The organism is Streptococcus sp. HMSC073F11, assembly GCF_001810785.1.
In the GTDB taxonomy this organism is placed as follows: Bacteria; Bacillota; Bacilli; order Lactobacillales; family Streptococcaceae; genus Streptococcus.
In genome coordinates, this window is sequence record NZ_KV802698.1 from 460,606 (window position 1) to 484,738 (window position 24,133).

Sequence of the window (24,133 nt, forward strand, 5' to 3'; positions counted from 1 at the left end):
GACGTGGTTTGAAGAGATTTTCGAAGAGTATAAACATTAGAATTTTCTCCTACTTGGCGTGAACTGGGTAGGGGATTTTATTTTTAGACAATTCTCATTTTTAAGAATCTTGAAAACATTCAATATTTACTTCGTGAAGCTTTTTTCATACTCCTATTCATGATATACTAGGTCAGTATTTTATAAATATGAAGGAGATTTTCATGGCTAAAAAAGGTGCCCTAACAGGTTTACTCCTGTTTGGAATATTTTTTGGTGCGGGGAACTTGATTTTTCCGCCTTCTCTAGGTGCTCTATCTGGAGAACATTTTCTTCCTGCCATCGCAGGTTTTGTCTTTTCAGGTGTCGGTATCGCCGTCTTGACTCTTATTATTGGAACGCTAAATCCTAAAGGATATATCTACGAGATTTCTACAAAGATAGCGCCTTGGTTTGCGACTCTTTACCTCTCAGTTCTTTACTTGTCAATCGGTCCATTCTTTGCTATCCCACGTACAGCTACAACAGCTTACGAAGTAGGGATTAGTCCCCTTTTATCGGATGCAAATAAAGGACTTGGCTTGATTGTCTTTACGGTTCTTTACTTTGCAGCAGCGTATCTAATCTCGCTCAATCCATCAAAAATCTTGGACCGTATCGGCCGTATTTTAACACCAGTCTTTGCGATTTTGATTGTTATCTTGGTTGTCCTAGGAGCTATCAAATACGGTGGAACAAGTCCTCAAGCTGCTTCAGCTGCTTATCAAGCTTCTGCCTTTGGTACAGGTTTCCTAGAAGGTTACAATACCTTGGACGCCCTTGCTTCAGTTGCCTTTAGCGTAATCGCAGTTCAAACCTTGAAACAACTTGGCTTCTCAAGTAAGAAAGAATACATTTCGACTATTTGGGTTGTTGGTATCGTTGTTGCCCTTGCTTTCAGCGCTCTTTACATCGGTTTAGGTTTCCTTGGAAATCATTTCCCAGTACCAGCTGAAGCGATGAAAGGTGGAACACCTGGTGTTTACATCTTGTCACAAGCGACTCAAGAAATCTTTGGCTCAACAGCTCAACTCTTCCTTGCAGCTATGGTTACTGTAACCTGCTTCACAACAACAGTTGGTTTGATTGTGTCAACAGCTGAGTTCTTTAATGAACGCTTCCCACAAATCAGCTACAAGGTTTATGCGACAGCCTTTACCTTGATTGGATTTGCCATTGCTAATTTGGGTCTTGATGCGATTATTAAGTACTCAATCCCTGTACTGGTTATCTTGTACCCAATCACGATTGCTATCGTTATGATTGTCATTGTCAACAAATTCGTGGCTCTTTCAAAACCAGGTATGCAGTTGACAATTGCTGTGGTTACAGCTATTGCCATTGCAAGCGTATTAGGAAGCTCATTTAAGGTTGAGTTTCTTGCAAACCTTGTCAACGCTCTTCCTTTTGCCAAGGCATCACTCCCATGGTTGGTGCCAGCTATTGTTGGAATCTTGCTCTCGTTGGTTCTACCAAACAAGCAAGAAAGCGATGTTTTTGAAATGGAATAATCACTAAAATCACTTTTGTAGCCAAGTCTACAGGAGTGATTTTCTTTTTTTATCCGATGATAAATGTGTTATAATAGGTAGCAAAAGAGGTGAAGAAATGAATCAAACAGTAGAATATATCAAAGAACTGACAGCTATTGCATCGCCAACTGGCTTCACTCGGGAGATTTCGGACTATTTAGTCAAGACTCTAGAAGGTTTTGGTTACCAGCCAGTTCGCACAGCTAAGGGCGGTGTCAATGTGACCATCAAAGGTCAAAATGATGAAGAGCAACGCTATGTGACTGCCCATGTAGATACGCTTGGTGCTATTGTCCGTGCTGTCAAACCAGACGGCCGTCTCAAACTGGATCGTATCGGTGGTTTTCCTTGGAACATGATTGAAGGTGAAAACTGTACCGTTCATGTGGCTAGTACAGGTGAAAAAGTATCAGGGACGGTCCTTATCCACCAAACTTCTTGCCATGTCTATAAGGATGCAGGAACTGCAGAACGCACGCAGGACAATATGGAAGTGCGTTTGGATGCAAAAGTAACCAGTGAAAAAGAAACTCGTGCTCTTGGTATTGAGGTCGGTGATTTTATCAGCTTTGACCCACGAACCGTCGTGACAGAGACAGGTTTTATCAAGTCTCGTCATTTGGACGATAAGGTCAGCGCAGCGATTTTGCTTAACCTCCTTCGCATTTATAAGGAAGAGAAGATTGAATTGCCTGTAACAACCCATTTTGCTTTTTCAGTCTTTGAAGAAGTGGGGCATGGGGCTAATTCTAATATTCCTGCTCAGGTAGTAGAATATCTGGCTGTGGATATGGGAGCTATGGGAGATGACCAGCAAACAGACGAATATACAGTGTCTATCTGTGTCAAGGATGCTTCTGGACCTTATCACTATGACTTCCGTCAACATTTGGTTGCTTTGGCTAAAGAGCAAGATATTCCATTTAAGCTGGATATCTATCCATTTTATGGTTCGGACGCTTCAGCAGCTATGTCTGCAGGGGCAGAAGTTAAACACGCCCTTCTCGGTGCTGGTATCGAATCTAGTCATTCTTATGAGCGTACTCATATTGACTCGGTGGTCGCAACGGAACGTATGGTTGATGCTTATCTTAAGAGCGCATTGGTAGACTAATATGTGTTTGATTTGCCAGAGAATTGAGCTCATCAAGAAGGGAGAAAATCCCTATTTTGTCAAAGAGTTGGAAACAGGTTATCTTGTGATTGGAGATCACCAGTATTTTGCAGGCTATAGTCTCTTTCTAGCCAAGGAACATGTCACCGAATTGCATCATTTAGATAAGGAAACTAGAATCCGTTTTCTAGAGGAAATGAGTTTAGTCCAAGAGGCAGTTGCTAAGGCATTTACTGCCGAGAAAATGAATATTGAACTTTTAGGAAATGGCGATGCCCATCTTCATTGGCATCTGTTTCCTAGACGAACAGGTGATATGAATGGTCACGGTCTCAAGGAACGTGGTCCAGTCTGGTGGGTTCCCTTTGAAGAAATGACAGCAGAAACCTGCCAAGCAAAACCGGATGAGATTAAAAGATTAGTCGAATGTTTATCGTCAGAAGTAGATAAACTATTAGAAATAAAGGAGTAGAAATGAAAAAAAGATACCTTGTCTTGACAGCCTTGCTAGCCTTGAATCTAGCAGCTTGTTCACAAGAAAAACCTAAAAATGAAGAAAATACTCAAAAAACAGAACAAACTAGTCAACCTGAAGGAACTGTAGGGAGCAAATCCCAAGCTTCTAGTCAGAAGAAGGCAGAAGTGGTTAATAAAGGAGACTATTACAGCATCCAAGGGAAATACGATGAAATCATCGTAGCAAATAAACATTATCCTTTGTCAAAAGACTACAATCCAGGGGAAAATCCAACAGCCAAGGCAGAGTTGGTCAAACTCATCAAAGCTATGCAAGAGGCAGGTTTCCCAATTAGCGATCATTACAGTGGCTTTAGAAGTTATGAAACTCAGACTAAACTCTATCAAGATTATGTCAATCAAGATGGGAAGGCAGCGGCTGACCGTTACTCTGCCCGACCTGGTTATAGTGAACACCAAACAGGCTTGGCTTTTGATGTGATTGGGACGAATGGAGATTTGGTAACAGAAGAAAAAGCAGCCCAATGGCTCTTGGACCATGCAGCTGATTATGGCTTTGTTGTCCGTTATCTCAAAGGTAAAGAAAAAGAAACGGGATATATGGCTGAAGAATGGCACCTTCGTTATGTCGGAAAAGAAGCAAAAGAAATTGCAGAGAGTGGTCTCAGTTTGGAAGAATACTATGGATTTGAAGGCGGAGATTACGTCGATTAATACTCTTCGAAAATCAAATTCAAACCATGTCAGCGTCGCCTTACCGTATGTGTAGGATACTGACTACGTCAGTTCCATCTACAACCTCAAAACAGTGTTTTGAGCAATCTGCGGCTAGCTTCCTAGTTTGCTCTTTGATTTTCATTGAGTATAAAAAATAAACTTTTTTCTTGCAATTCTAGATAAATAGTGTATAATAGATGAGTATGTGTAAAGCATGCTTGTGGGAGGTAAAAATCTTTAATTACCGCCAAAACCACAAAGGAGGATTTAAAAATGGCTAAAAAAGTCGAAAAACTTGTAAAATTGCAAATCCCTGCTGGTAAAGCTACACCAGCTCCACCGGTTGGACCTGCTCTTGGTCAAGCTGGTATCAACATCATGGGATTCACAAAAGAGTTCAACGCTCGTACAGCTGACCAAGCTGGTATGATCATTCCAGTTGTTATCTCAGTTTACGAAGATAAATCATTTACTTTCATCACTAAAACACCACCAGCTGCTGTTCTTTTGAAAAAAGCTGCAGGTGTTGAAAAAGGATCAGGTACACCTAACAAAACTAAAGTTGCTACAGTTACTCGTGCACAAGTACAAGAAATTGCAGAAACTAAGATGCCAGATTTGAACGCAGCAAACGTAGAGTCTGCAATGCGTATGATCGAAGGTACTGCTCGTTCTATGGGATTCACTGTTGTTGACTAATCAATAACACCCCCAATATAACCCGCAAGACTTCATCATTTCGAGGAGTGACGTGGGAGATGAAAATCGATTGAACCACTTACAAGGAGAATAGAAAATGGCTAAAAAAAGCAAACAACTTCGTGCTGCTCTTGAGAAAATCGACAGCACAAAAGCATACAGCGTAGAAGAAGCTGTAGCACTTGCAAAAGAAACTAACTTTGCAAAATTTGACGCAACTGTAGAAGTTGCTTACAACTTGAACATCGACGTTAAAAAAGCTGATCAACAAATCCGTGGAGCAATGGTATTGCCAAACGGTACTGGTAAAACTTTACGCGTTCTTGTTTTCGCACGTGGTGCAAAAGCTGAAGAAGCAAAAGCTGCTGGTGCAGACTTTGTTGGTGAAGATGACCTTGTTGCTAAAATCAACGACGGTTGGTTGGACTTCGACGTAGTTATCGCTACACCTGATATGATGGCTCTTGTTGGACGTCTTGGACGTGTCCTTGGACCACGTAACTTGATGCCAAACCCTAAAACTGGTACTGTAACAATGGATGTTGCTAAAGCAGTTGAAGAGTCTAAAGGTGGTAAAATCACTTACCGTGCTGACCGTGCAGGTAACGTTCAAGCAATCATCGGTAAAGTATCATTTGAAGCTGAAAAATTGGTTGAAAACTTCAAAGCTTTCAACGAAACAATCCAAAAAGCAAAACCAGCTACAGCTAAAGGAACTTACGTAACAAACTTGACTATCACAACTACTCAAGGTGTTGGTATCAAAGTTGACGTAAACTCACTTTAATTAGTAGTTTATATCAGAGAACGAGTACGAAAGTGCTCGTTTTTTTAGGTACGACGGACATTCCGTTCATCTGAGGTGTAAGTCCTCTGTGGGTACCATATACTAGTAAACCCAAAAGTGATTTCCAAACCTGACTATTGTGAGTAGCTGATCGAACGGAATTAGGATAGACTGTTTAAGTCTGACGCTGGAAATAAGAATCGGCAGAGAAAGAGATAGAGAAATCTTGGCTATACGAATAGGCACGTGATAGTAAAGCGTATATAGCGGAAAAGGAGGCCAGCAACTCTAAAGTACAAATATGTAGTCGTAACCTATATGCGTAAACTACGTGAGCAATTGAATTCGAACTAGAGAGTTAATTAATAGATTTATGCTATAGTTATGGCAGCTTGTATGCTTTTGATTCTAGTTTATCAAATAATAGATTAGAATTGTCAGATAATATCATTTTATGTTATAATGAAGAAAAAGCAGAGGTGTTCAAATGTCAGAAGCAGGTCATAAGTTTTTAGCAAAATTGGGAAAAAAACGCTTACGTCCAGGTGGAAAACGTGCAACAGATTGGTTAATTGCGGAAGGAGGATTTTCAAAAGAAAAGAGAATACTAGAGGTTGCGTGTAATAGCGGAACTACAGCAATTGAGCTGGCACAGCGTTTTGGTTGTAAGATAACTGCTGTTGATATGGATGGACAAGCTTTAGAAGTGGCTAAAAAATCTGCTGAAACGGCAGGTGTTGGTCATTTGATCAGGTTTGAAAGAGCGAATGCAATGAAACTTCCTTATGAAGATGCTAGTTTTGATATTGTTATAAATGAAGCTATGCTGACTATGCAAGCCGATCAAGCTAAGAAAAAATGTGTAATGGAGTATCTAAGGGTTTTAAAACCTGGAGGTCTTCTCTTGACACATGATGTGCTTCTTAAGGAAGCTAAAGAGTCTGTCAGACAGGAATTGTCACAAGCAATTCATGTAAATGTAGGTCCTTTAACTCAAGATGGTTGGGAACAGGTGATGATAGAATCAGGTTATCGTGATGTGAAAGTATTGACTGGCGAAATGACATTAATGAAATTATCAGGTATGATTTATGACGAAGGTTGGCTAGGGACTTTGAAAATTTGTGTAAATGCTTGTAAAAAGGAGAATAGAAAGCAGTTTTTAACGATGTATAAAATGTTTGCTAAGAATAAACAGAAACTGGGCTTTATTGCGATGGCTAGTCATAAAACGTCAAATCCTTAGATAATCATTGAAGTTAACTTTTCCTTTTTTCTTTCTTAAAAAATATGGTATAATAGAGAGCAAAAAACTTTGAAAGAAAGAAAAAGATGAATTTAAAAGATTACATTGCAACAATTGAAAATTATCCAAAGGAAGGCATCACCTTCCGTGATATCAGTCCTTTGATGGCTGATGGAAATGCTTATAGCTACGCTGTTCGTGAAATCGTTCAGTATGCTACTGACAAGAAAATTGACATGGTTGTAGGGCCTGAGGCTCGTGGCTTTATTGTGGGCTGTCCAGTCGCTTTTGAGTTGGGAATTGGTTTTGCGCCTGTTCGTAAGCCTGGGAAATTGCCACGCGAAGTCATTTCTGCTGACTATGAAAAAGAGTACGGGGTTGATACCTTGACTATGCATGCTGACGCTATTAAGCCAGGTCAACGTGTTCTTATCGTAGATGACCTCTTGGCTACAGGTGGAACTGTTAAGGCAACTATCGAGATGATTGAAAAACTTGGTGGTGTTGTAGCAGGTTGTGCCTTCCTTGTTGAATTGGATGAATTGAACGGTCGTGAAAAAATCGGTGACTACGATTACAAAGTTTTGATGCATTATTAATGAAAAACAGTCCCTAGGGCTGTTTTCTCTACATTAGGATATAAAAATAGACTATAGCTAGTTAGAGAAAAACTATAATTGAAAACTATATCTTCTTGCAGTATAATAAAAGGACTAAGTGTTTGAGATTTGACTTCAAACACATTCAATTATTTCTAAAAGAGTACAGTTAGGAGAAGGTTATGCCGATTAGAATTGATAAAAAATTGCCAGCTGTTGAGATTTTACGGACAGAGAATATCTTTGTCATGGATGATCAACGTGCGGCCCACCAAGATATCCGTCCCTTGAAAATTTTGATTTTAAACCTCATGCCACAGAAAATGGTCACAGAGACCCAGTTGTTACGGCATTTAGCAAATACTCCTTTGCAATTGGACATAGACTTTCTCTATATGGAGAGCCACCGTTCCAAGACGACTCGTGCAGAGCATATGGAGACTTTTTATAAAACTTTTCCTGAAGTCAAGGACGAGTATTTTGATGGGATGATTATCACAGGGGCTCCGATTGAGCATTTACCATTTGAAGAAGTGGACTATTGGGAGGAATTCAGTCAGGTAATCGAGTGGTCCAAGACCCATGTCTATTCGACCCTTCATATCTGTTGGGGAGCTCAGGCTGGTCTTTATCTGCGCTATGGAGTGGAAAAATACCAGATGGACAGTAAGTTATCGGGTATCTATCCTCAGGACACCCTAAAAGAGGGTCACCTTCTCTTTAGAGGTTTTGACGATAGCTATGTATCCCCTCATTCACGGCACACGGAGATTTCTAAGGAAGAAGTCTTAAACAAGACCAATCTCGAGATTTTATCAGAGGGCCCACAGGTTGGGGTTTCGATTTTGGCCAGTCGTGACTTACGAGAAATTTATAGTTTTGGGCATTTGGAGTATGACCGTGATACCTTGGCAAATGAATATTTCCGAGATCGTGATGCAGGTTTAGATCCACATATTCCAGAAAATTACTTTAAGGATGATGATGTCAATCAGACACCTTGTCTTTGTTGGTCTTCATCAGCAGCCCTCTTTTTCAGTAACTGGGTGAACTATGCTGTCTATCAGGAAACCCCTTTTGACTGGAGAAAAATAGAAGATGATGCATCTGCTTTTGGGTATTTATAAGAGGAATTATGACATATTTAGACGCTTTTAAATCAGGGAACTTGGTTTTACCGAGTGCCCTGCTCTTGCATTTTAAGGAACTCTTTCCTTCTAGCGACGATTTTCTGGTCTGGCAATTTTTCTATTTGCAAAATACGACAGGCTTAGAAGAAATGTCCCCAAGCCAGATTGCTGAAAGGATTGGCAAGGAAATTTCGGATGTCAATCAGGCTATTTCCAATCTGACGGAGAGGGGACTGCTTCAGTACCGTACTATAGAATTAAATGGCGAAATCGAATTGCTTTTTGATGCTAGTTTGGCCTTGGAACGTTTGGATGACCTGCTTGGAGCAGTTCATTCAAGTTCAGACCAGCTGATACCTCAAAATCAGCTCAAGGATTTGGTAGAGACCTTCCAGCAGGAATTAGGGCGCTTGTTGACTCCTTTTGAGATTGAGGATTTGACCAAGACACTAAAGGAAGATGGGACCAGTGCTGACTTGATAAAAGAAGCTCTTCGTGAAGCTGTTTTGAATGGAAAACCAAACTGGAAGTACATTCAGGCGATTTTGAGAAATTGGCGCCATGAAGGCATTAAAAGTGTGGTTCAAATAGAGGCCAAGCGGGCAGAGAGAGAAGCAAGCAATCCTCAGTTGACACAGGTATCGGCAGATTTTAGAAATGCTATGGATCTCTGGAAGGATTAATCCTTGTAAGCAGGCTTGAAATCCGAGTAAGATTTGCAAGCTGTGTCTAATTGTGATAAAATAAATAGAAAATAAATTGAAAAAAGAGGTATGTGAAATGTCACGTAAACCATTTATCGCTGGTAACTGGAAAATGAACAAAAATCCAGAAGAAGCTAAAGCATTCGTTGAAGCAGTTGCGTCAAAACTTCCTTCATCAGATCTTGTTGAAGCAGGTATCGCAGCTCCAGCTCTTGATTTGACAACTGTTCTTGCTGCTGCAAAAGGTTCAAACCTTAAAGTCGCTGCTCAAAACTGCTACTTTGAAAATGCAGGTGCTTTCACTGGTGAAACTAGCCCACAAGTTTTGAAAGAAATCGGTACTGATTACGTTGTTATCGGTCACTCAGAACGCCGTGACTACTTCCATGAAACTGACGAAGATATCAACAAAAAAGCAAAAGCAATCTTTGCAAACGGTATGCTTCCAATCATCTGTTGTGGTGAGTCACTTGAAACTTACGAAGCTGGTAAAGCTGCTGAGTTTGTAGGTGCTCAAGTATCTGCTGCATTGGCTGGATTGACTGCTGAACAAGTTGCTGCCTCAGTTATCGCTTATGAGCCAATCTGGGCTATCGGTACTGGTAAATCAGCTTCACAAGACGACGCACAAAAAATGTGTAAAGTTGTTCGTGACGTTGTAGCTGCTGACTTTGGTCAAGAAGTTGCGGACAAAGTTCGTGTTCAATACGGTGGTTCTGTTAAACCTGAAAACGTTGCTTCATACATGGCTTGCCCAGACGTTGACGGTGCCCTTGTTGGTGGTGCGTCACTTGAAGCAGAAAGCTTCTTGGCATTGCTTGACTTTGTAAAATAATTAGTAAGTAGCAAAAGCTAGGTGGAACAGCATTGATATGTCTGTTCCATTTTTTATAAGGGAGGAAAGATTGAAAACAAAGATTGGAAAAATTGGATTAGCAAGTGCCTTTTTGCTTGGATTGATCGTTAATCAGGTGGCTGCAAATGAAGCTGAAGCGAAAGCATCTTCGGAAGAAAGCAGTGTTCAAGCTTCTTCTAGTAAGGTAGAAGAAAAGAAATCAGAAACGACTACAAGTCAAAAAGAAGAAGAGAAAAAGGTTGAGACTTCTTCTAGTCAGCGTCCAGAGAAAAAGGAAGAAGTAAAAGAGACGCGAGCTAGTAGTCAGAAAGAAGAAAGTAAGCAAAATTCAACATCAGCACATTGGGAAGGTGACTTCTATGTAAAAGCAGATGGTTCAAAAGCTAAGAGTGAATGGATTTTCGATACTAGCTACAAGGCCTGGTTCTATATAAAAGCAGATGGTCGTTATGCTCAAAAAGAATGGCATGGAAACTACTACCTCAAAGCGGGTGGTTACATGGCTAAAAATGAATGGGTTTACGATAACAATTATAAGAGCTGGTTCTACCTCAAAGCAGATGGTTCTTATGCAGAACAAGAATGGCAGAAAATCAATGGCAAATGGTACTATTTCAAGAAGTGGGGCTATATGGCTAAAAGTCAGTGGCAAGGAGATTATTTCTTGAATGGTCAAGGTGCTATGATGCAAAACGAATGGCTTTATGATCCAACTTATTCTTCTTATTTCTACCTGAAGTCTGATGGTTCTTATGCTAATGAACAGTGGCAAAAGATTGATGGAAAGTGGTATTATTTCAAGAAGTGGGGATACATGGCTCAAGATGAGTGGCATGGAAACTACTATCTTACTGAAAGTGGTGTCATGGCAACAGGTGAGTTAATCATGGACGATACTCGTTATACTTTTGCTGATTCAGGGGAACTGAAAGAAAAGAAAGCCTTGAATGTTGGTTGGGTTTATCGAAATGGACACCGTTATTTCTTTAACCATCGTGAAGAACAGGTTGGAACTGACCGTGCTAAGAAGGTTATTGATGTCAGTGAGCATAATGGCCGCATTAGTGATTGGAAAAAGGTTATCCAGGAAAATGGGGTTGATGGCGTTATTGTTCGCTTGGGATATAGCGGTGTAGAAGATAAGGAATTGGCTTATAATATTCAAGAACTTAATCGACTAGGCATTCCTTATGGTGTTTATCTTTATACCTATGCAGAAAATGAAACAGATGCTGAGAATGATGCCAAGCAGACTATTGAACTCTTGAAGAAATACAAGATGAACTTATCTTATCCAATCTACTATGATGTTGAAAACTGGGAGTATGAAAATAAATCTAAGAAAGCTCCAGCAGATACAGACACTTGGGTTAAAATCATTAATAAGTATATGGAAACCATGAAGCATGCTGGTTACCAAAACGTGAAAGTTTATAGCTATCGTAAACTTTTGCAAACTCGTTTGAATCATCCAAATATTTTACAACATGTAAACTGGGTTGCAGCTTATACGGATGCGCTTGATTGGAACAATCCTCATTATTCAGGAGAAAAAGGATGGCAATATACTTCATCTGACTCTCTTAAAGGGATTCGAGGACAGGTTGATGTCAGTGTCTGGTATTAAGATGTAAAACTGAGAAAAGAGCCTACAAATTGTATGCTCTTTTCTTTATTTTATCTCTGTTAAGAGAGTTTGAAAGTGACTGGGTTTCATTCTAAAAAATTCTTAAATTATCAGTCTATTGCAACTTTTCTCATGTGAGTCATTTGGCTTGCTATTGGTTTTCCTTAGTAGTATACTAAGGTAGTAATCATTAAGAAGTGGTTACAAATAATAATGAATGAGGTAAAATAAAATGGTAGAATTGAAAAAAGAAGCAGTAAAAGACGTAACATCATTGACAAAAGCAGCGCCAGTAGCATTGGCAAAAACAAAGGAAGTATTGAACCAAGCTGTTGCTGATTTGTATGTGGCCCATGTGGCTTTGCACCAAGTACACTGGTACATGCGTGGTCGTGGTTTCCTTGTATGGCATCCAAAAATGGATGAGTATATGGAAGCTCTTGATGGTCAATTGGATGAAATCAGCGAACGCTTGATTACACTTGGTGGTAGCCCATTCTCTACATTGACAGAATTCCTTCAAAACAGTGAAATCGAAGAAGAAGCTGGTGAATACCGTAATGTTGAAGAAAGCTTGGAACGTGTCCTAGATGTTTATCGTTATCTCATCACTCTATTCCAAAAAGCTTTGGATGTTACTGATGAAGAAGGTGATGATGTGACAAACGATATCTTTGTTGGTGCTAAAGCTGAACTTGAGAAAACGGTTTGGATGCTTGCGGCAGAACTTGGACAAGCTCCCGGTTTGTAAGAAATAATAGATATATAAATCTGTAGGAATTTTCTTACAGATTTTTTCTATTCTGCAAGCTATTCCAAACCAGTCTTTTTTTGAGTTTTTTGATAAAATAGTACTATCAGTGAAAAGGATGGAAGCATGACTAAGAAAATTGTAGCTATTTGGGCCCAGGATGAAGAGGGTGTGATTGGTAAGGACAATCGTCTGCCTTGGCATTTGCCAGCAGAACTGCAACACTTCAAAGAAACAACTCTGAATCATGCTATCTTGATGGGGCGTGTGACCTTTGATGGGATGGGGCGTCGCTTGCTTCCACAACGGGAAACTCTGATTTTGACGCGTAATTCTGAAGAAAAGATAGACGGGGTTACTACTTTTCAGGATGTCCAGTCTGTCTTGGACTGGTATCAGGCTCAAGAAAAGAATCTTTATATTATCGGTGGGAAGCAAATTTTTCAGGCTTTTGAACCCTACCTTGACGAAGTGATTGTGACTCAAATTCATGCTCGGGTGGAGGGAGATACCTATTTCCCTGAGGAGTTTGATTTGTCTCTTTTTGAGACAGTTTCAAGCAAATCCTATACCAAAGATGAGAAAAATCCTTATGATTTTACCATCCAATACCGCAAGAGAAAGGAAGTCTAATGGAACGTAGTATATTTGGTTTTTTCACAGCCATGCTGTGTTTGGTCTGCTTGCTTGCAGGAGCACAGGCTTTTCGTAAAAAGCGTTATGGACTTTCTGTCCTGCTCTGGTTAAATGCCTTTACCAATTTGGTCAATAGTATCCATGCTTTTTACATGACCTTATTTTAGATAGAATGACAGTATAGAATAGAACGGAAGGAAATCATGCCTACAACTAGGAATAATGATATGATGGTTTATTGCTCATTTTGTGGCAAAAGCCAAGAAGAAGTACAAAAAATAATCGCTGGGAACAACGCCTTTATCTGTAATGAATGTGTGGAGTTGGCTCAGGAAATCATTCGAGAGGAGTTGGCGGAAGAAGTCTTGGCAGACTTGTCTGAAGTTCCAAAACCAATCGAACTCCTCCACATCTTGAATCACTATGTAATCGGTCAAGATCGTGCCAAACGTGCCTTAGCAGTGGCGGTTTACAACCACTACAAACGCATCAATTTCCACGATACGCGTGAAGAGTCAGAAGATGTGGATTTGCAGAAGTCAAACATCTTGATGATTGGCCCAACTGGTTCAGGGAAAACTTTCCTTGCCCAGACCTTGGCTAAGAGCTTGAATGTGCCTTTTGCGATTGCGGATGCGACAGCTCTTACTGAGGCTGGTTATGTGGGTGAGGATGTGGAAAATATCCTCCTCAAACTCCTGCAGGCTGCTGACTTTAACATTGAACGTGCAGAGCGTGGGATTATCTATGTGGATGAAATTGACAAGATTGCCAAGAAGAGTGAGAACGTGTCTATCACACGTGATGTTTCTGGTGAAGGGGTGCAACAAGCCCTTCTCAAGATTATCGAGGGAACTGTTGCTAGCGTACCGCCTCAAGGTGGACGCAAGCATCCACAACAAGAGATGATTCAAGTGGATACTAAAAATATCCTCTTCATCGTGGGTGGTGCCTTTGATGGTATTGAAGAAATCGTCAAACAACGTCTTGGAGAAAAAGTAATCGGATTTGGTCAAAATAATAAAGCGATTGATGAAAACAGCTCTTACATGCAAGAAATCATCGCAGAAGATATTCAAAAATTTGGTATTATCCCTGAGTTGATTGGACGTTTGCCTGTCTTTGCTGCTCTTGAGCAATTGACGGTTGATGACTTGGTTCGTATCTTGAAAGAGCCAAGAAATGCCTTGGTTAAACAATATCAAACCTTGCTTTCTTATGATGATGTCGAGTTGGAATTTGACGACGAAGCCCTTCAAGAGATTGCCAACAAGGCCATCGAACGTAAAACGGGTGCGCGTGGTCTTCGCTCTATTATCGAGGAAACCATGCTAGATGTCATGTTTGAAGTACCGAGTCAGGAAAATGTGAAATTGGTCCGCATCACTAAAGAAGCTGTCGATGGAACGGATAAACCAATCCTAGAAACAGCCTAGAGGTGACTATGGAACTTAATACACACAATGCTGAAATCTTGCTCAGTGCGGCTAATAAGTCCCACTATCCGCAGGATGAACTGCCAGAGATTGCCCTAGCAGGGCGTTCAAATGTTGGTAAATCTAGCTTTATCAATACCATGCTGAACCGCAAGAATCTAGCCCGAACATCAGGTAAACCTGGTAAAACCCAGCTCCTGAACTTCTTTAACATTGATGATAAGATGCGCTTTGTGGATGTGCCTGGTTATGGCTATGCCCGTGTTTCTAAAAAGGAACGTGAAAAGTGGGGGCGCATGATTGAGGAGTACCTAACGACTCGGGAAAATCTCCGTGCGGTGGTCAGTCTGGTGGATCTCCGTCACGATCCGTCAGCAGATGATGTGCAGATGTACGAATTTCTCAAGTACTATGAGATTCCGGTCATCATCGTTGCGACCAAGGCGGACAAGATTCCTCGTGGTAAATGGAACAAGCACGAATCAGCAATCAAAAAGAAATTAAACTTTGACCCAAGTGACGACTTTATCCTCTTTTCATCTGTCAGCAAGGCAGGGATGGATGAAGCTTGGGATGCAATCTTAGAAAAATTGTGAGGAAAAGAAAATGGCAAAAACAATTCATACAGACAAAGCTCCAAAGGCTATTGGACCATATGTTCAAGGAAAAATCGTTGGCAACCTTTTGTTTGCTAGTGGTCAAGTTCCCCTATCTCCTGAAACTGGGGAAATCGTTGGAGAAACGATCCAAGAACAGACAGAACAAGTCTTGAAAAACATCGGTGCTATTTTGGCAGAGGCAGGAACTGACTTTGACCATGTTGTCAAAACAACTTGTTTCTTGAGTGATATGAACGACTTTGTTCCTTTTAACGAGGTTTACCAAACGGCCTTTAAAGAGGAATTTCCAGCTCGTTCAGCTGTGGAGGTAGCTCGTCTTCCTCGTGATGTAAAAGTCGAAATCGAAGTCATCGCAGAGATTGGATAAGCTAGTTGAAGTTTGGTTCTGCCAAACTTCTTTTGATATAAGGAGAAAAAGATGACAAAGAAACAACTTCACTTGGTGATTGTGACAGGAATGAGTGGTGCAGGGAAAACAGTTGCCATTCAGTCCTTCGAAGATTTGGGTTATTTTACTATTGATAATATGCCTCCAGCTCTCTTGCCTAAGTTTTTGCAGTTGGTGGAAACAAAGGAAGACGACCATAAGTTGGCCTTGGTAGTAGATATGCGTAGCCGTTCTTTCTTCTCAGAGATTCAAGCTGTTTTGGATGAGTTGGAAAACAAGGAAGAACTGGACTTTAAAATTCTCTTTTTGGATGCAGCTGATAAGGAATTGGTCGCTCGTTACAAGGAAACCAGACGGAGTCACCCACTAGCTGCAGATGGACGGATTTTGGATGGCATCAAGCTGGAACGTGAACTCTTGGCGCCTTTGAAAAATATGAGCCAAAATGTGGTGGATACGACTGAACTTACTCCTCGTGAGCTGCGTAAAACCCTTGCAGAGCAGTTTTCAGATCAAGAGCAAGCCCAGTCTTTCCGTATCGAAGTCATGTCTTTTGGCTTTAAATATGGAATCCCAATTGATGCAGACTTGGTCTTTGATGTCCGTTTCTTGCCAAATCCTTATTATCTACCAGAACTGCGTAATCAAACGGGTGTGGATGAACCAGTTTATGACTATGTCATGAATCATCCTGAGTCAGAAGATTTTTATCAACATTTGTTGGCCTTGATTGAGCCGATTTTGCCAAGTTACCAAAAGGAAGGTAAGTCTGTTTTGACTATTGCCATGGGTTGTACGGGTGGGCAACACCGTAGTGTGGCCTTTGCTAAACGCTTGGCGCAGGACTTATCCAAGAATTGGCCTGTTAATGAAGGGCATCGCGATAAAGACCGAAGAAAGGAAACGGTAAACCGTTCATGAGAAAACCAAAGATAACGGTGATTGGTGGAGGGACTGGGATCCCCGTCATTCTTAAAAGTCTACGTGAAAAAGATGTGGAAATCGCTGCTATCGTAACGGTGGCGGATGATGGTGGTTCATCAGGTGAACTCCGAAAAAATATGCAGCAGTTGACACCGCCAGGTGATCTTCGTAATGTCCTTGTGGCCATGTCGGATATGCCTAAGTTCTATGAGAAAGTCTTTCAGTATCGCTTTTCTGAGGATGCGGGAGCCTTTGCTGGCCATCCATTGGGAAATCTCATTATCGCTGGCCTGTCAGAAATGCAGGGTTCGACCTATAATGCCATGCAGTTGCTAAGCAAATTTTTCCACACAACTGGGAAGATTTATCCTTCCAGTGACCATCCTTTGACCCTGCACGCAGTCTTTCAGGATGGGACAGAAGTGGCTGGAGAGAGCCATATTGCAGACCATCCAGGCATGATTGACCATGTCTATGTGACCAATACCCTTAACGATGATACGCCTCTGGCTAGCCGTCGAGTGGTGCAGACCATTCTTGAAAGTGACATGATTGTCCTCGGACCTGGTTCTCTCTTTACCTCTATTTTGCCCAATATTGTAATTAAGGAAATCGGGCAGGCGCTTTTGGAAACCAAGGCAGAAATCGCCTATGTCTGCAATATTATGACCCAACGTGGGGAGACGGAACACTTTACAGATAGTGACCACGTGGAAGTCTTGCATCGTCACCTTGGCCGACCTTTTATCGACACTGTCTTGGTGAATATCGAAAAAGTGCCTCAGGAATACATGAATTCCAACCGTTTTGATGAATATTTGGTCCAGGTGGAACATGATTTTGCAGGTCTTTGTAAGCAAGTTCCGCGCGTGATTTCATCCAACTTCCTCCGTCTGGAAAATGGTGGTGCCTTCCACGATGGGGATTTGATTGTGGACGAATTGATGCGCATTATACAGGTGAGAAAATGAGTTTCACAGTAGCAGTAAAAGAAGAAATCCTAGGTCAGCACCATCTAAGCCGGCATGAATTATCTGCCATTATCAAGATGTCTGGTAGTATCGGTCTCTCGACTTCGGGTTTGACCTTGTCAGTTGTGACAGAAAATGCCAAACTGGCTCGTCACCTCTATGAGTCCTTTCTCCATTTTTACGAAATCAAATCGGAAATTCGCCACCACCAACGGAGTAATCTCCGCAAGAATCGGGTCTATACTGTTTTTACAGATGAAAAGGTGCAGGACTTGCTGAGTGATTTGCACTTGGCAGACTCCTTCTTTGGTCTGGAAACAGGTATTGACGAGGAGATTTTATCAGACGAGGAAGCAGGCCGTGCTTATCTCTGTGGTGCTTTCTTGGCAAATGGAAGCATTCGTGACCCTGAGTCAGGTAAGTACCAGTTGGAAATCAGTTCTGTTTATCTGGACCACGCGCAAGGGATTGCCTCACTTCTCCAGCAATTTTTACTGGATGCCAAGGTGCTTGAGCGTAAGAAGGGGGCAGTGACCTACCTCCAGCGAGCTGAAGATATTATGGACTTCTTGATTGTCATCGGAGCCATGCAGGCGCGTGATGATTTTGAGCGGGTTAAGATTTTGCGAGAAACTCGTAACGACCTCAATCGGGCCAATAATGCCGAGACAGCCAATATCGCTCGGACAGTTTCTGCCAGCATGAAGACCATCAACAATATCAGTAAAATCAAAGATATCATGGGCCTAGAAAATCTACCAGTAGATTTGCAGGAGGTAGCGCAGTTGCGAATTCAGCACCCAGATTACTCTATCCAGCAGTTAGCAGATAGTCTCAGCACTCCTCTGACCAAAAGTGGTGTTAACCACAGACTCAGAAAAATCAATAAGATAGCCGATGAGTTATAAAGATATAAAACACCTCTTTCTTGACAATTAAATAGAGTATGTGAGATAATAAAGGGGAATTGAGAAGTTCTAGCATTTTAGTGCTAACAGAAATCCCCTCGGTACTGCAATACTGAGGGGATTTTTTTCTGGGTTAGATAGCACTAACCAGGAAGGTTACTTGTCGAAGTGATCGTCTAACCAACGAGTCACCAGCCATGAGATGATACTCTCGATGACTGCGATAAGTACTATTTTGAGAAGTTCTAGCATCTGTAATACCTCCTTTTCCAAGGCGTATTGTTAGTGCCGTCCCTATTATATCACATGTTTTATCAGTTTGATAGGCATTTTTATTTTTGTTAAAGAAGGGGGAAATATGAGCTAACAAATTAGCCGATGAACTATAAAACCACGAATCCTATGTGACTCGTGGTTCTTTTCTTATAAACTGGTCGAGTGTTTGGGTTGAACTTTTTGTTCTGGGTCAATGTAGTTGATAGCATTGTTAACAGCAGTTGGAGCTTCACCTAGTCCTGTCGCAATCAAATCAATCTTACCTTCATAGTAGCAGCAGTCCCCAATGGCGTAGATACCCTCTTGGCTAGACTCTTGCTTGCTATTGACGATAATCTTGTGACGGTTGAGGTCCAGACCCCAATTTTTAAGATTACCAACAGAAGACTTGAAGCCGTAGTTGACAAAGAGATGGTCTACTTCGATAGTTTCGGTTTCATCTGATTTGACTTTGGTGATTTCTAGTTTGTCGAGTGTTTTACCATCTCCAAGGAGTTGGCTAGGGACGAACGGTGTCTTGATGGTCACAGATGATTCTTGCAAGGCTTGCACACTATGTTCCAAGGCGCGGAAATTATCTCTGCGGTGAACAAGGGTAGTTGGGGCAATCTTTTCAAAAGCTAGAGCCCAGTCCACAGCTGAGTCTCCCCCACCAAGGATGGTTACTTTCTTGCCAGCGTATTGTTGGATATTGGAAACGTGGTAGTGGATATTTTCATAGTCTTCAACGTTCTCCAATTCGAGCGGACGTGGTTTGAAGGCACCACCACCCATGGCAATGATAACTGTTTTAGTCAGGTGGCTACCTTTAGAGGTTGTAATGGCAAAGCCTTCTTCTTGTTTTTCAATCTCAAGAACGGTTTCGTTGAGATGAATAGGAGTATCAAAGCCGTTTAGCTGTTCAATCAAGCGATTGGTCAACTCTTCTCCGGTTAAGTTTGGAAAACCTGGAACATCAAGGATTTGCTTTTCAGGGTAGAGGATGGCTGGTTGACCACCGAGCTGGGGAAGAGAGTCGATGATTTGGACTTTGGCTTGGCGTAGGTGGGCGTAAAAGGCAGCAAAGAGCCCGACAGGACCGCCACCTACAATGGTAATATCATAGAGTTGAGACATGATTTCTCCTTTGTTTTTCTAGTCAGTTTATTTTATCATATTTTTGCTTAATTTAAAATGAGGTAGGATAGGGAAAAAATGGGCAAAAAATGGTATAATGACGAGTAAAGTGTTTTGACAGGGAGGAGGCCAAGGATGAATTTTCAACAATTATCCAATTTACAATACTGGACGAGTTTGTTTTCAAGTCCTTGGAGTATAGTCACCAATCTGATTGATATTCTCATTGTGACTTATATTTTATATCATTTTACTAAAGCTATTGCAGGCACCAAGATTATGATATTGGTCCGTGGAGTCTTAGTTTTTATTCTAGCCCAGATTCTTTCCAATATGATTGGTTTAACAACTATTTCCTGGTTGATCAATCAGATCATCACCTACGGGGTGATTGCAGCGGTGGTTATCTTTTCACCAGAGATTCGAACAGGTTTGGAGCGATTGGGCCGGGCTACTGATTTCTTCTCCAATGCCCCTATCAGTGCGGAAGAGCAAATGGTTCGTGCATTTGTGAAATCAGTTGAATACATGAGTCCTCGTAAGATTGGGGCGCTTGTAGTGGTTCAGAGAGTGAGAACCTTGCAGGAATACATCTCGACAGGGATCCCTTTAGATGCTAAAATTTCGGCTGAATTGCTTATCAATATTTTCATTCCCAATACTCCCTTGCATGATGGTGCTGTTATTATCAAGGAAGACCGAATTGCTGTAACTTCAGCCTATCTACCCCTGACTGAAGATACCGGGATTTCCAAGGAGTTTGGAACGCGTCACAGAGCGGCAATCGGTTTGTCGGAAGTGTCAGATGCTCTTACCTTTGTGGTTTCGGAAGAAACGGGTGGAATCTCAATCACCTATAATGGAGTCTTTAAGCACGATTTAACCTTGGAAGAGTTTGAATCGGAGTTAAGAAGAATCTTACTTCCAAAATCAGAGAAAAAGCAAGGTCTGAAAGAGCGCTTGCTAGGAGGATTGAAACATGAGAAAAAATAGTCTTTACATCATTTCTTCCTTCTTTTTCGCCTGCATTCTCTTTATCTATGCAACATTGACAAACTATCAGAATAGCAACAGTGCCAGACAGGTGCGGACGGAGACTTATACAAACACAGTTCTTAATGTCCCAATTGATATTCAGTATGACAGTGATCAGTATTTTATCAGTGGTTTTACATCTGAGGTGACGGTCTTTCTAACAGGGTCAAACAGAGTTGCTTTGGCGAGTGAGATGCAGGAAAGCACCCGCAAATTTAAGGTGACAGCTGATCTTTCTGATGCCAGTGTAGGAACCATCGAAGTTCCTCTAACCATTGAAAATCTTCCGAGCGGTTTGACGGCTGTTGCGACACCGCAAAAGATAACAGTGAAGGTCGGTAAAAAAGCAAAACGAGACAATGTCATTGTTGTGCCGGAGATTGACCCTAGTCAGATTGATTCTCGCGTGAAAATCGATACAGTTACTGTATCAGATGAAAAAGTAACGGTTATTAGTGATGAGGAAACCCTCTCCAAAGTAGATCGTGTCATTGCCATCTTACCGACGAGTGAACGGATAACTAGAAACTACTCGTCCTCTGTTCCTCTACAAGCAGTCGATAAAAATGGAAATGTCTTACCAAGCGTCATTATGCCGTTTGACACAACTATGAAAATTACAACAAAAACAGCAACGTCTAGTTCAAGTAACTCGTCAACAAGTTCCTCAGAAGGCAGTTCGTCTTCAACGAGTTCAGAAACAAAATCAGACTCGTCTAAACAGGACTAAATAAATAGTAGAAAAGGATGATAAATAAAATGGGTAAATATTTTGGGACCGATGGAGTCCGTGGAGAAGCAAACATAGAACTGACGCCAGAATTGGCCTTTAAACTGGGACGTTTTGGTGGTTATGTTCTTAGCCAACACGAAACAGAAGCCCCTAAAGTCTTTGTAGGACGTGATACACGTATCTCAGGAGAAATGTTAGAATCAGCCTTAGTGGCAGGTCTCCTCTCTGTAGGGATTCACGTCTACAAACTCGGTGTCCTTGCAACACCAGCAGTAGCTTACTTGGTCAAAACTGAGGGAGCCAGTGCAGGTGTCATGATTTCCGCAAGTCACAACCCAGCCCTTGATAATGGAATTAAATTCTTTGGTGGGGATGGCTTCAAACTTGATGATGAAAAAGAAGCAGAAATAGAAGCCTTGCTGGATGCTACAGAAGACACCCTTCCTCGTCCAAGTGCCGAAGGTTTGGGAACCTTAGTGGACTATCCAGAAGGTTTACGTAAGTATGAAGGCTACCTTGTTTCAACTGGAACGCCTCTTGAAGGAATGAAAGTGGCCTTGGACACAGCAAACGGTGCAGCGTCTACGAGTGCTCGTCAAATCTTTGCAGACCTTGGGGCTCAAATAACTGTTATTGGGGAGACACCAGATGGTCTTAACATCAACTTGAATGTGGGTTCTACACATCCAGAAGCTCTTCAAGAAGTGGTCAAAGAAAGCCAGTCAGCTATTGGTTTGGCCTTTGACGGAGATAGTGACCGCTTGATTGCTGTCGATGAAAATGGCGAGATCGTCGATGGTGATAAGATCATGTACATCATCGGTAAATATCTTTCTGAAAAAGGCCAGTTGGCTCAAAACACCATCGTGACAACGGTTATGTCTAACCTTGGCTTCCATAAGGCTTTGGATAGCGCTGGCATTAACAAGGCAGTGACTGCTGTTGGTGACCGCTATGTCGTTGAAGAAATGAGAAAATCAGGCTACAACCTTGGTGGTGAACAATCAGGTCACGTTATCTTGATGGACTACAATACAACTGGTGATGGTCAATTATCAGCTGTCCAATTGACCAAAATCATGAAAGAAACAGGCAAGAGCTTGTCTCAACTAGCATCAGAAGTGACGATTTACCCACAAAAACTGGTCAATATCCGAGTGGAAAATGCCATGAAAGAAAATGCCATGGAAGTACCAGCCATCAAGACAATCATAGAAAAGATGGAAGAAGAGATGGCAGGCAACGGTCGTATCCTTGTCCGCCCAAGTGGAACAGAACCCCTCTTACGTGTCATGGCAGAAGCACCAACAACAGAAGAAGTCAACTACTATGTAGATACGATTGCTGCTGTGGTTAAAGATGAAATCGGAATTGACTAAAGCCTAGAAAACTAGATGAAATGATAAAAATGTGGTACAATTGCATAGTAAATTGTAGCAATGGGAGAGAAAAATGAATCTTAAACGAGAACAAGAATTTGTTAGCCAGTATCACTTTGATGCTCGTAACTTTGAATGGGAAAATGAAAATGGAGCTCCTGAAACCAAGGTAGACGTGAACTTTCAGTTACTCCAACATGACCAAGAAAACCAAGTGACTTCTTTAGTCGTTATCTTGAGCTTTATGATTGTCTTTGACAAATTTGTCATCAGCGGAACAATTTCCCAAGTGAACCATGTGGAAGGTCGTATTGTCAACGAACCAAGCGAATTTAACCAAGAAGAAGTCGAAACCTTGGCACGTCCATGTTTGAACATGCTTAATCGTTTGACGTATGAAGTAACAGAAATCGCCTTGGATCTTCCAGGAATCAATTTGGAGTTTTAGCCATGAAATTAGCTGTCATTACAGATTCTTCAGCCTATTTAGAGGAGAGGACGCTGCAAAGAGAGAATCTATTTATCTTGGATATTCCTGTCAATATTGATGGGGAGGAGTATGTTGAAGGTGTCAATCTGACTGCTGAAGAATTTTATCAAAAAATGGCTCAGTCTGCAGAATTGCCTAAGACTAGTCAACCAAGTATTGCTAAGTTAGATGAAATATTAACTTCGCTCAAAGAACAAGGCTATACCCATGCCTTGGGGCTTTTCCTATCTTCTGGAATTTCAGGTTTTTACCAAAATATCCAGTATATGATAGATGAATATGAGGGCTTAACCATTGCTTTTCCAGACACTTTGATTACAAGTGCTCCTCTGGGAATCATGGTTGAAAGCGTCTTTAGCTGGCAAGACCAAGGCGATGATTTTGCCATCATTCAGGATAAGCTAGCCATTCAAATTAGTCGTACGTCAGCCTTTATCATGGTAGATGATTTGGATCATTTGGTGAAAGGTGGACGCCTTTCAAATGGGGCTGCCATTTTGGGCAATTTGCTTAGCATTAAGCCAATCCTTTATTTCAACGACCAAGGTGTGATTGAAGTTTACGAAAAAGTTCGTACTGAAAAGAAAGCAACCAAGCGCTTAATTGAGATTATCAAGGAAACAACAGCTTCAGGCCAATACCGTATCATTGTCATTCACGGGAATGCTCCCGAAAAGGCTGAGGAATTGCGCCAGCACTTGTTGGAATCTGGAGTGGGTTCGGATATTTCACTTGCTACATTTGGTAGTGTCATTGGAACACACCTAGGTGCAGGAAGTATTGCTCTGGGTTATATTCCAGTGATTTAGTTGGCATTTCTAGACTAGTTAAGAAGTTAGCAGTTGAACAAGCCTGGAACCCTGTGTGAAAAAGATAGTTCTTCCAAGGAGTAGACACTTCTTTATCAGAACTCCTATTTTCACTTTGTGTTCCTACAGGCTTTGTATCTTAGACAGGAGTAGAG

The 24,133-nt window shown here is 41.4% G+C and carries 27 protein-coding genes; 26 read left to right on the forward strand and 1 reads right to left on the reverse strand.

Going from position 1 to position 24,133, the window contains the following annotated elements; genetic code table 11:
- Positions 1-203: 203 nt before the first annotated feature.
- The 21 genes from brnQ (at position 204) to whiA (ending at position 18,140) form a co-directional block, all read left to right on the forward strand.
- On the forward strand, positions 204-1,529 hold the full coding sequence (brnQ, locus tag HMPREF2764_RS09020) for a branched-chain amino acid transport system II carrier protein (RefSeq protein WP_001074583.1): 1,326 nt from the start codon (positions 204-206) through the stop codon (positions 1,527-1,529).
- A gap of 97 nt (positions 1,530-1,626) precedes the next feature.
- Positions 1,627-2,664 carry a M42 family metallopeptidase gene (locus HMPREF2764_RS09025; RefSeq protein WP_070529016.1) on the forward strand — a complete coding sequence of 346 codons (1,038 nt, stop codon included), beginning with the start codon at positions 1,627-1,629 and terminating at the stop codon, positions 2,662-2,664.
- 1 nt (position 2,665) lies between these two features.
- Positions 2,666-3,136, forward strand: coding sequence for an HIT family protein (locus HMPREF2764_RS09030; RefSeq protein ID WP_070529019.1), 471 nt, complete (start codon positions 2,666-2,668; stop codon positions 3,134-3,136).
- 2 nt (positions 3,137-3,138) lie between these two features.
- Positions 3,139-3,855, forward strand: coding sequence for an LD-carboxypeptidase LdcB/DacB (gene ldcB / locus HMPREF2764_RS09035; RefSeq protein ID WP_070529022.1), 717 nt, complete (start codon positions 3,139-3,141; stop codon positions 3,853-3,855).
- Positions 3,856-4,131: 276 nt separating this feature from the next.
- Positions 4,132-4,557, forward strand: a complete 426-nt coding sequence (gene rplK / locus HMPREF2764_RS09040) for a 50S ribosomal protein L11 (RefSeq protein WP_001085807.1) — start codon at positions 4,132-4,134, stop codon at positions 4,555-4,557.
- Positions 4,558-4,654: 97 nt separating this feature from the next.
- Positions 4,655-5,344: a 50S ribosomal protein L1 gene (gene rplA / locus HMPREF2764_RS09045; protein WP_070529024.1), complete on the forward strand. Its 690-nt coding sequence runs from the start codon at positions 4,655-4,657 to the stop codon at positions 5,342-5,344.
- A gap of 487 nt (positions 5,345-5,831) precedes the next feature.
- A complete protein-coding gene (locus HMPREF2764_RS09050; protein WP_070529026.1) occupies positions 5,832-6,590 on the forward strand; it encodes a class I SAM-dependent methyltransferase in 759 nt (252 codons plus the stop codon).
- 86 nt (positions 6,591-6,676) lie between these two features.
- Positions 6,677-7,189 (forward strand): adenine phosphoribosyltransferase, encoded by a 513-nt coding sequence (locus tag HMPREF2764_RS09055; RefSeq protein WP_001049320.1) that lies wholly within the window; start codon positions 6,677-6,679, stop codon positions 7,187-7,189.
- Positions 7,190-7,371: 182 nt separating this feature from the next.
- Positions 7,372-8,316, forward strand: coding sequence for a homoserine O-acetyltransferase MetA (gene metA, locus HMPREF2764_RS09060; protein WP_070529028.1), 945 nt, complete (start codon positions 7,372-7,374; stop codon positions 8,314-8,316).
- Positions 8,317-8,324: 8 nt separating this feature from the next.
- Positions 8,325-9,002, forward strand: a complete 678-nt coding sequence (locus HMPREF2764_RS09065; protein WP_070529032.1) for a DnaD domain-containing protein — start codon at positions 8,325-8,327, stop codon at positions 9,000-9,002.
- Between the two features lie 97 nt (positions 9,003-9,099).
- On the forward strand, positions 9,100-9,858 hold the full coding sequence (gene tpiA / locus HMPREF2764_RS09070; protein WP_000087893.1) for a triose-phosphate isomerase: 759 nt from the start codon (positions 9,100-9,102) through the stop codon (positions 9,856-9,858).
- Between the two features lie 37 nt (positions 9,859-9,895).
- Positions 9,896-11,506 carry a choline binding-anchored murein hydrolase LytC gene (lytC, locus tag HMPREF2764_RS09075; RefSeq protein WP_083306633.1) on the forward strand — a complete coding sequence of 537 codons (1,611 nt, stop codon included), beginning with the start codon at positions 9,896-9,898 and terminating at the stop codon, positions 11,504-11,506.
- Positions 11,507-11,738: 232 nt separating this feature from the next.
- Positions 11,739-12,257: a Dps family protein gene (locus HMPREF2764_RS09080; protein ID WP_070529038.1), complete on the forward strand. Its 519-nt coding sequence runs from the start codon at positions 11,739-11,741 to the stop codon at positions 12,255-12,257.
- A gap of 126 nt (positions 12,258-12,383) precedes the next feature.
- Positions 12,384-12,890, forward strand: coding sequence for a dihydrofolate reductase (locus tag HMPREF2764_RS09085; protein WP_070529041.1), 507 nt, complete (start codon positions 12,384-12,386; stop codon positions 12,888-12,890).
- Positions 12,890-13,060: a hypothetical protein gene (locus HMPREF2764_RS09090; RefSeq protein WP_000442260.1), complete on the forward strand. Its 171-nt coding sequence runs from the start codon at positions 12,890-12,892 to the stop codon at positions 13,058-13,060. Before HMPREF2764_RS09085 ends, HMPREF2764_RS09090 begins: the two co-directional genes overlap by 1 nt.
- Positions 13,061-13,096: 36 nt before the next feature.
- Complete coding sequence (gene clpX / locus HMPREF2764_RS09095; RefSeq protein WP_025169664.1) at positions 13,097-14,329, forward strand: ATP-dependent Clp protease ATP-binding subunit ClpX; 1,233 nt, start codon at positions 13,097-13,099, stop codon at positions 14,327-14,329.
- Between the two features lie 8 nt (positions 14,330-14,337).
- Positions 14,338-14,925: a ribosome biogenesis GTP-binding protein YihA/YsxC gene (gene yihA / locus HMPREF2764_RS09100; protein ID WP_000422605.1), complete on the forward strand. Its 588-nt coding sequence runs from the start codon at positions 14,338-14,340 to the stop codon at positions 14,923-14,925.
- 10 nt (positions 14,926-14,935) lie between these two features.
- Positions 14,936-15,316 carry a RidA family protein gene (locus HMPREF2764_RS09105; RefSeq protein WP_001140420.1) on the forward strand — a complete coding sequence of 127 codons (381 nt, stop codon included), beginning with the start codon at positions 14,936-14,938 and terminating at the stop codon, positions 15,314-15,316.
- A 51-nt stretch (positions 15,317-15,367) separates the two neighbouring features.
- Positions 15,368-16,258 (forward strand): RNase adapter RapZ, encoded by an 891-nt coding sequence (gene rapZ / locus HMPREF2764_RS09110; RefSeq protein ID WP_000163055.1) that lies wholly within the window; start codon positions 15,368-15,370, stop codon positions 16,256-16,258.
- The gene (locus HMPREF2764_RS09115; RefSeq protein WP_001231075.1) at positions 16,255-17,232 is read left to right on the forward strand and encodes a YvcK family protein; all 978 of its coding nucleotides are present in this window, start codon (positions 16,255-16,257) and stop codon (positions 17,230-17,232) included. The genes rapZ and HMPREF2764_RS09115 overlap by 4 nt, the downstream gene beginning before the upstream one ends.
- Positions 17,229-18,140 (forward strand): DNA-binding protein WhiA, encoded by a 912-nt coding sequence (whiA, locus tag HMPREF2764_RS09120; protein ID WP_004262315.1) that lies wholly within the window; start codon positions 17,229-17,231, stop codon positions 18,138-18,140. Before HMPREF2764_RS09115 ends, whiA begins: the two co-directional genes overlap by 4 nt.
- Positions 18,141-18,563: 423 nt before the next feature.
- Here the strand turns inward: whiA and HMPREF2764_RS09125 are convergent, their stop codons facing one another.
- Complete coding sequence (locus HMPREF2764_RS09125; RefSeq protein ID WP_049500657.1) at positions 18,564-19,532, reverse strand: NAD(P)/FAD-dependent oxidoreductase; 969 nt, start codon at positions 19,530-19,532, stop codon at positions 18,564-18,566.
- Positions 19,533-19,667: 135 nt separating this feature from the next.
- Here HMPREF2764_RS09125 and cdaA point away from each other — a divergent pair, with 135 nt between their 5' ends.
- From cdaA to HMPREF2764_RS09155, 5 genes are all read left to right on the forward strand, one after another.
- Positions 19,668-20,525 (forward strand): diadenylate cyclase CdaA, encoded by an 858-nt coding sequence (gene cdaA / locus HMPREF2764_RS09135; protein WP_001011078.1) that lies wholly within the window; start codon positions 19,668-19,670, stop codon positions 20,523-20,525.
- Positions 20,512-21,297 (forward strand): CdaR family protein, encoded by a 786-nt coding sequence (locus tag HMPREF2764_RS09140; RefSeq protein WP_070529044.1) that lies wholly within the window; start codon positions 20,512-20,514, stop codon positions 21,295-21,297. The genes cdaA and HMPREF2764_RS09140 overlap by 14 nt, the downstream gene beginning before the upstream one ends.
- Before the next feature lie 29 nt (positions 21,298-21,326).
- Entirely contained in the window at positions 21,327-22,679 is a 1,353-nt protein-coding gene (gene glmM / locus HMPREF2764_RS09145; RefSeq protein WP_070529048.1) for a phosphoglucosamine mutase, read from the forward strand.
- 73 nt (positions 22,680-22,752) lie between these two features.
- Entirely contained in the window at positions 22,753-23,127 is a 375-nt protein-coding gene (locus tag HMPREF2764_RS09150; RefSeq protein ID WP_001050092.1) for a DUF1149 family protein, read from the forward strand.
- A 2-nt stretch (positions 23,128-23,129) separates the two neighbouring features.
- Entirely contained in the window at positions 23,130-23,978 is an 849-nt protein-coding gene (locus HMPREF2764_RS09155) for a DegV family protein (protein WP_070529051.1), read from the forward strand.
- The last annotated feature ends 155 nt before the right edge of the window (positions 23,979-24,133 follow it).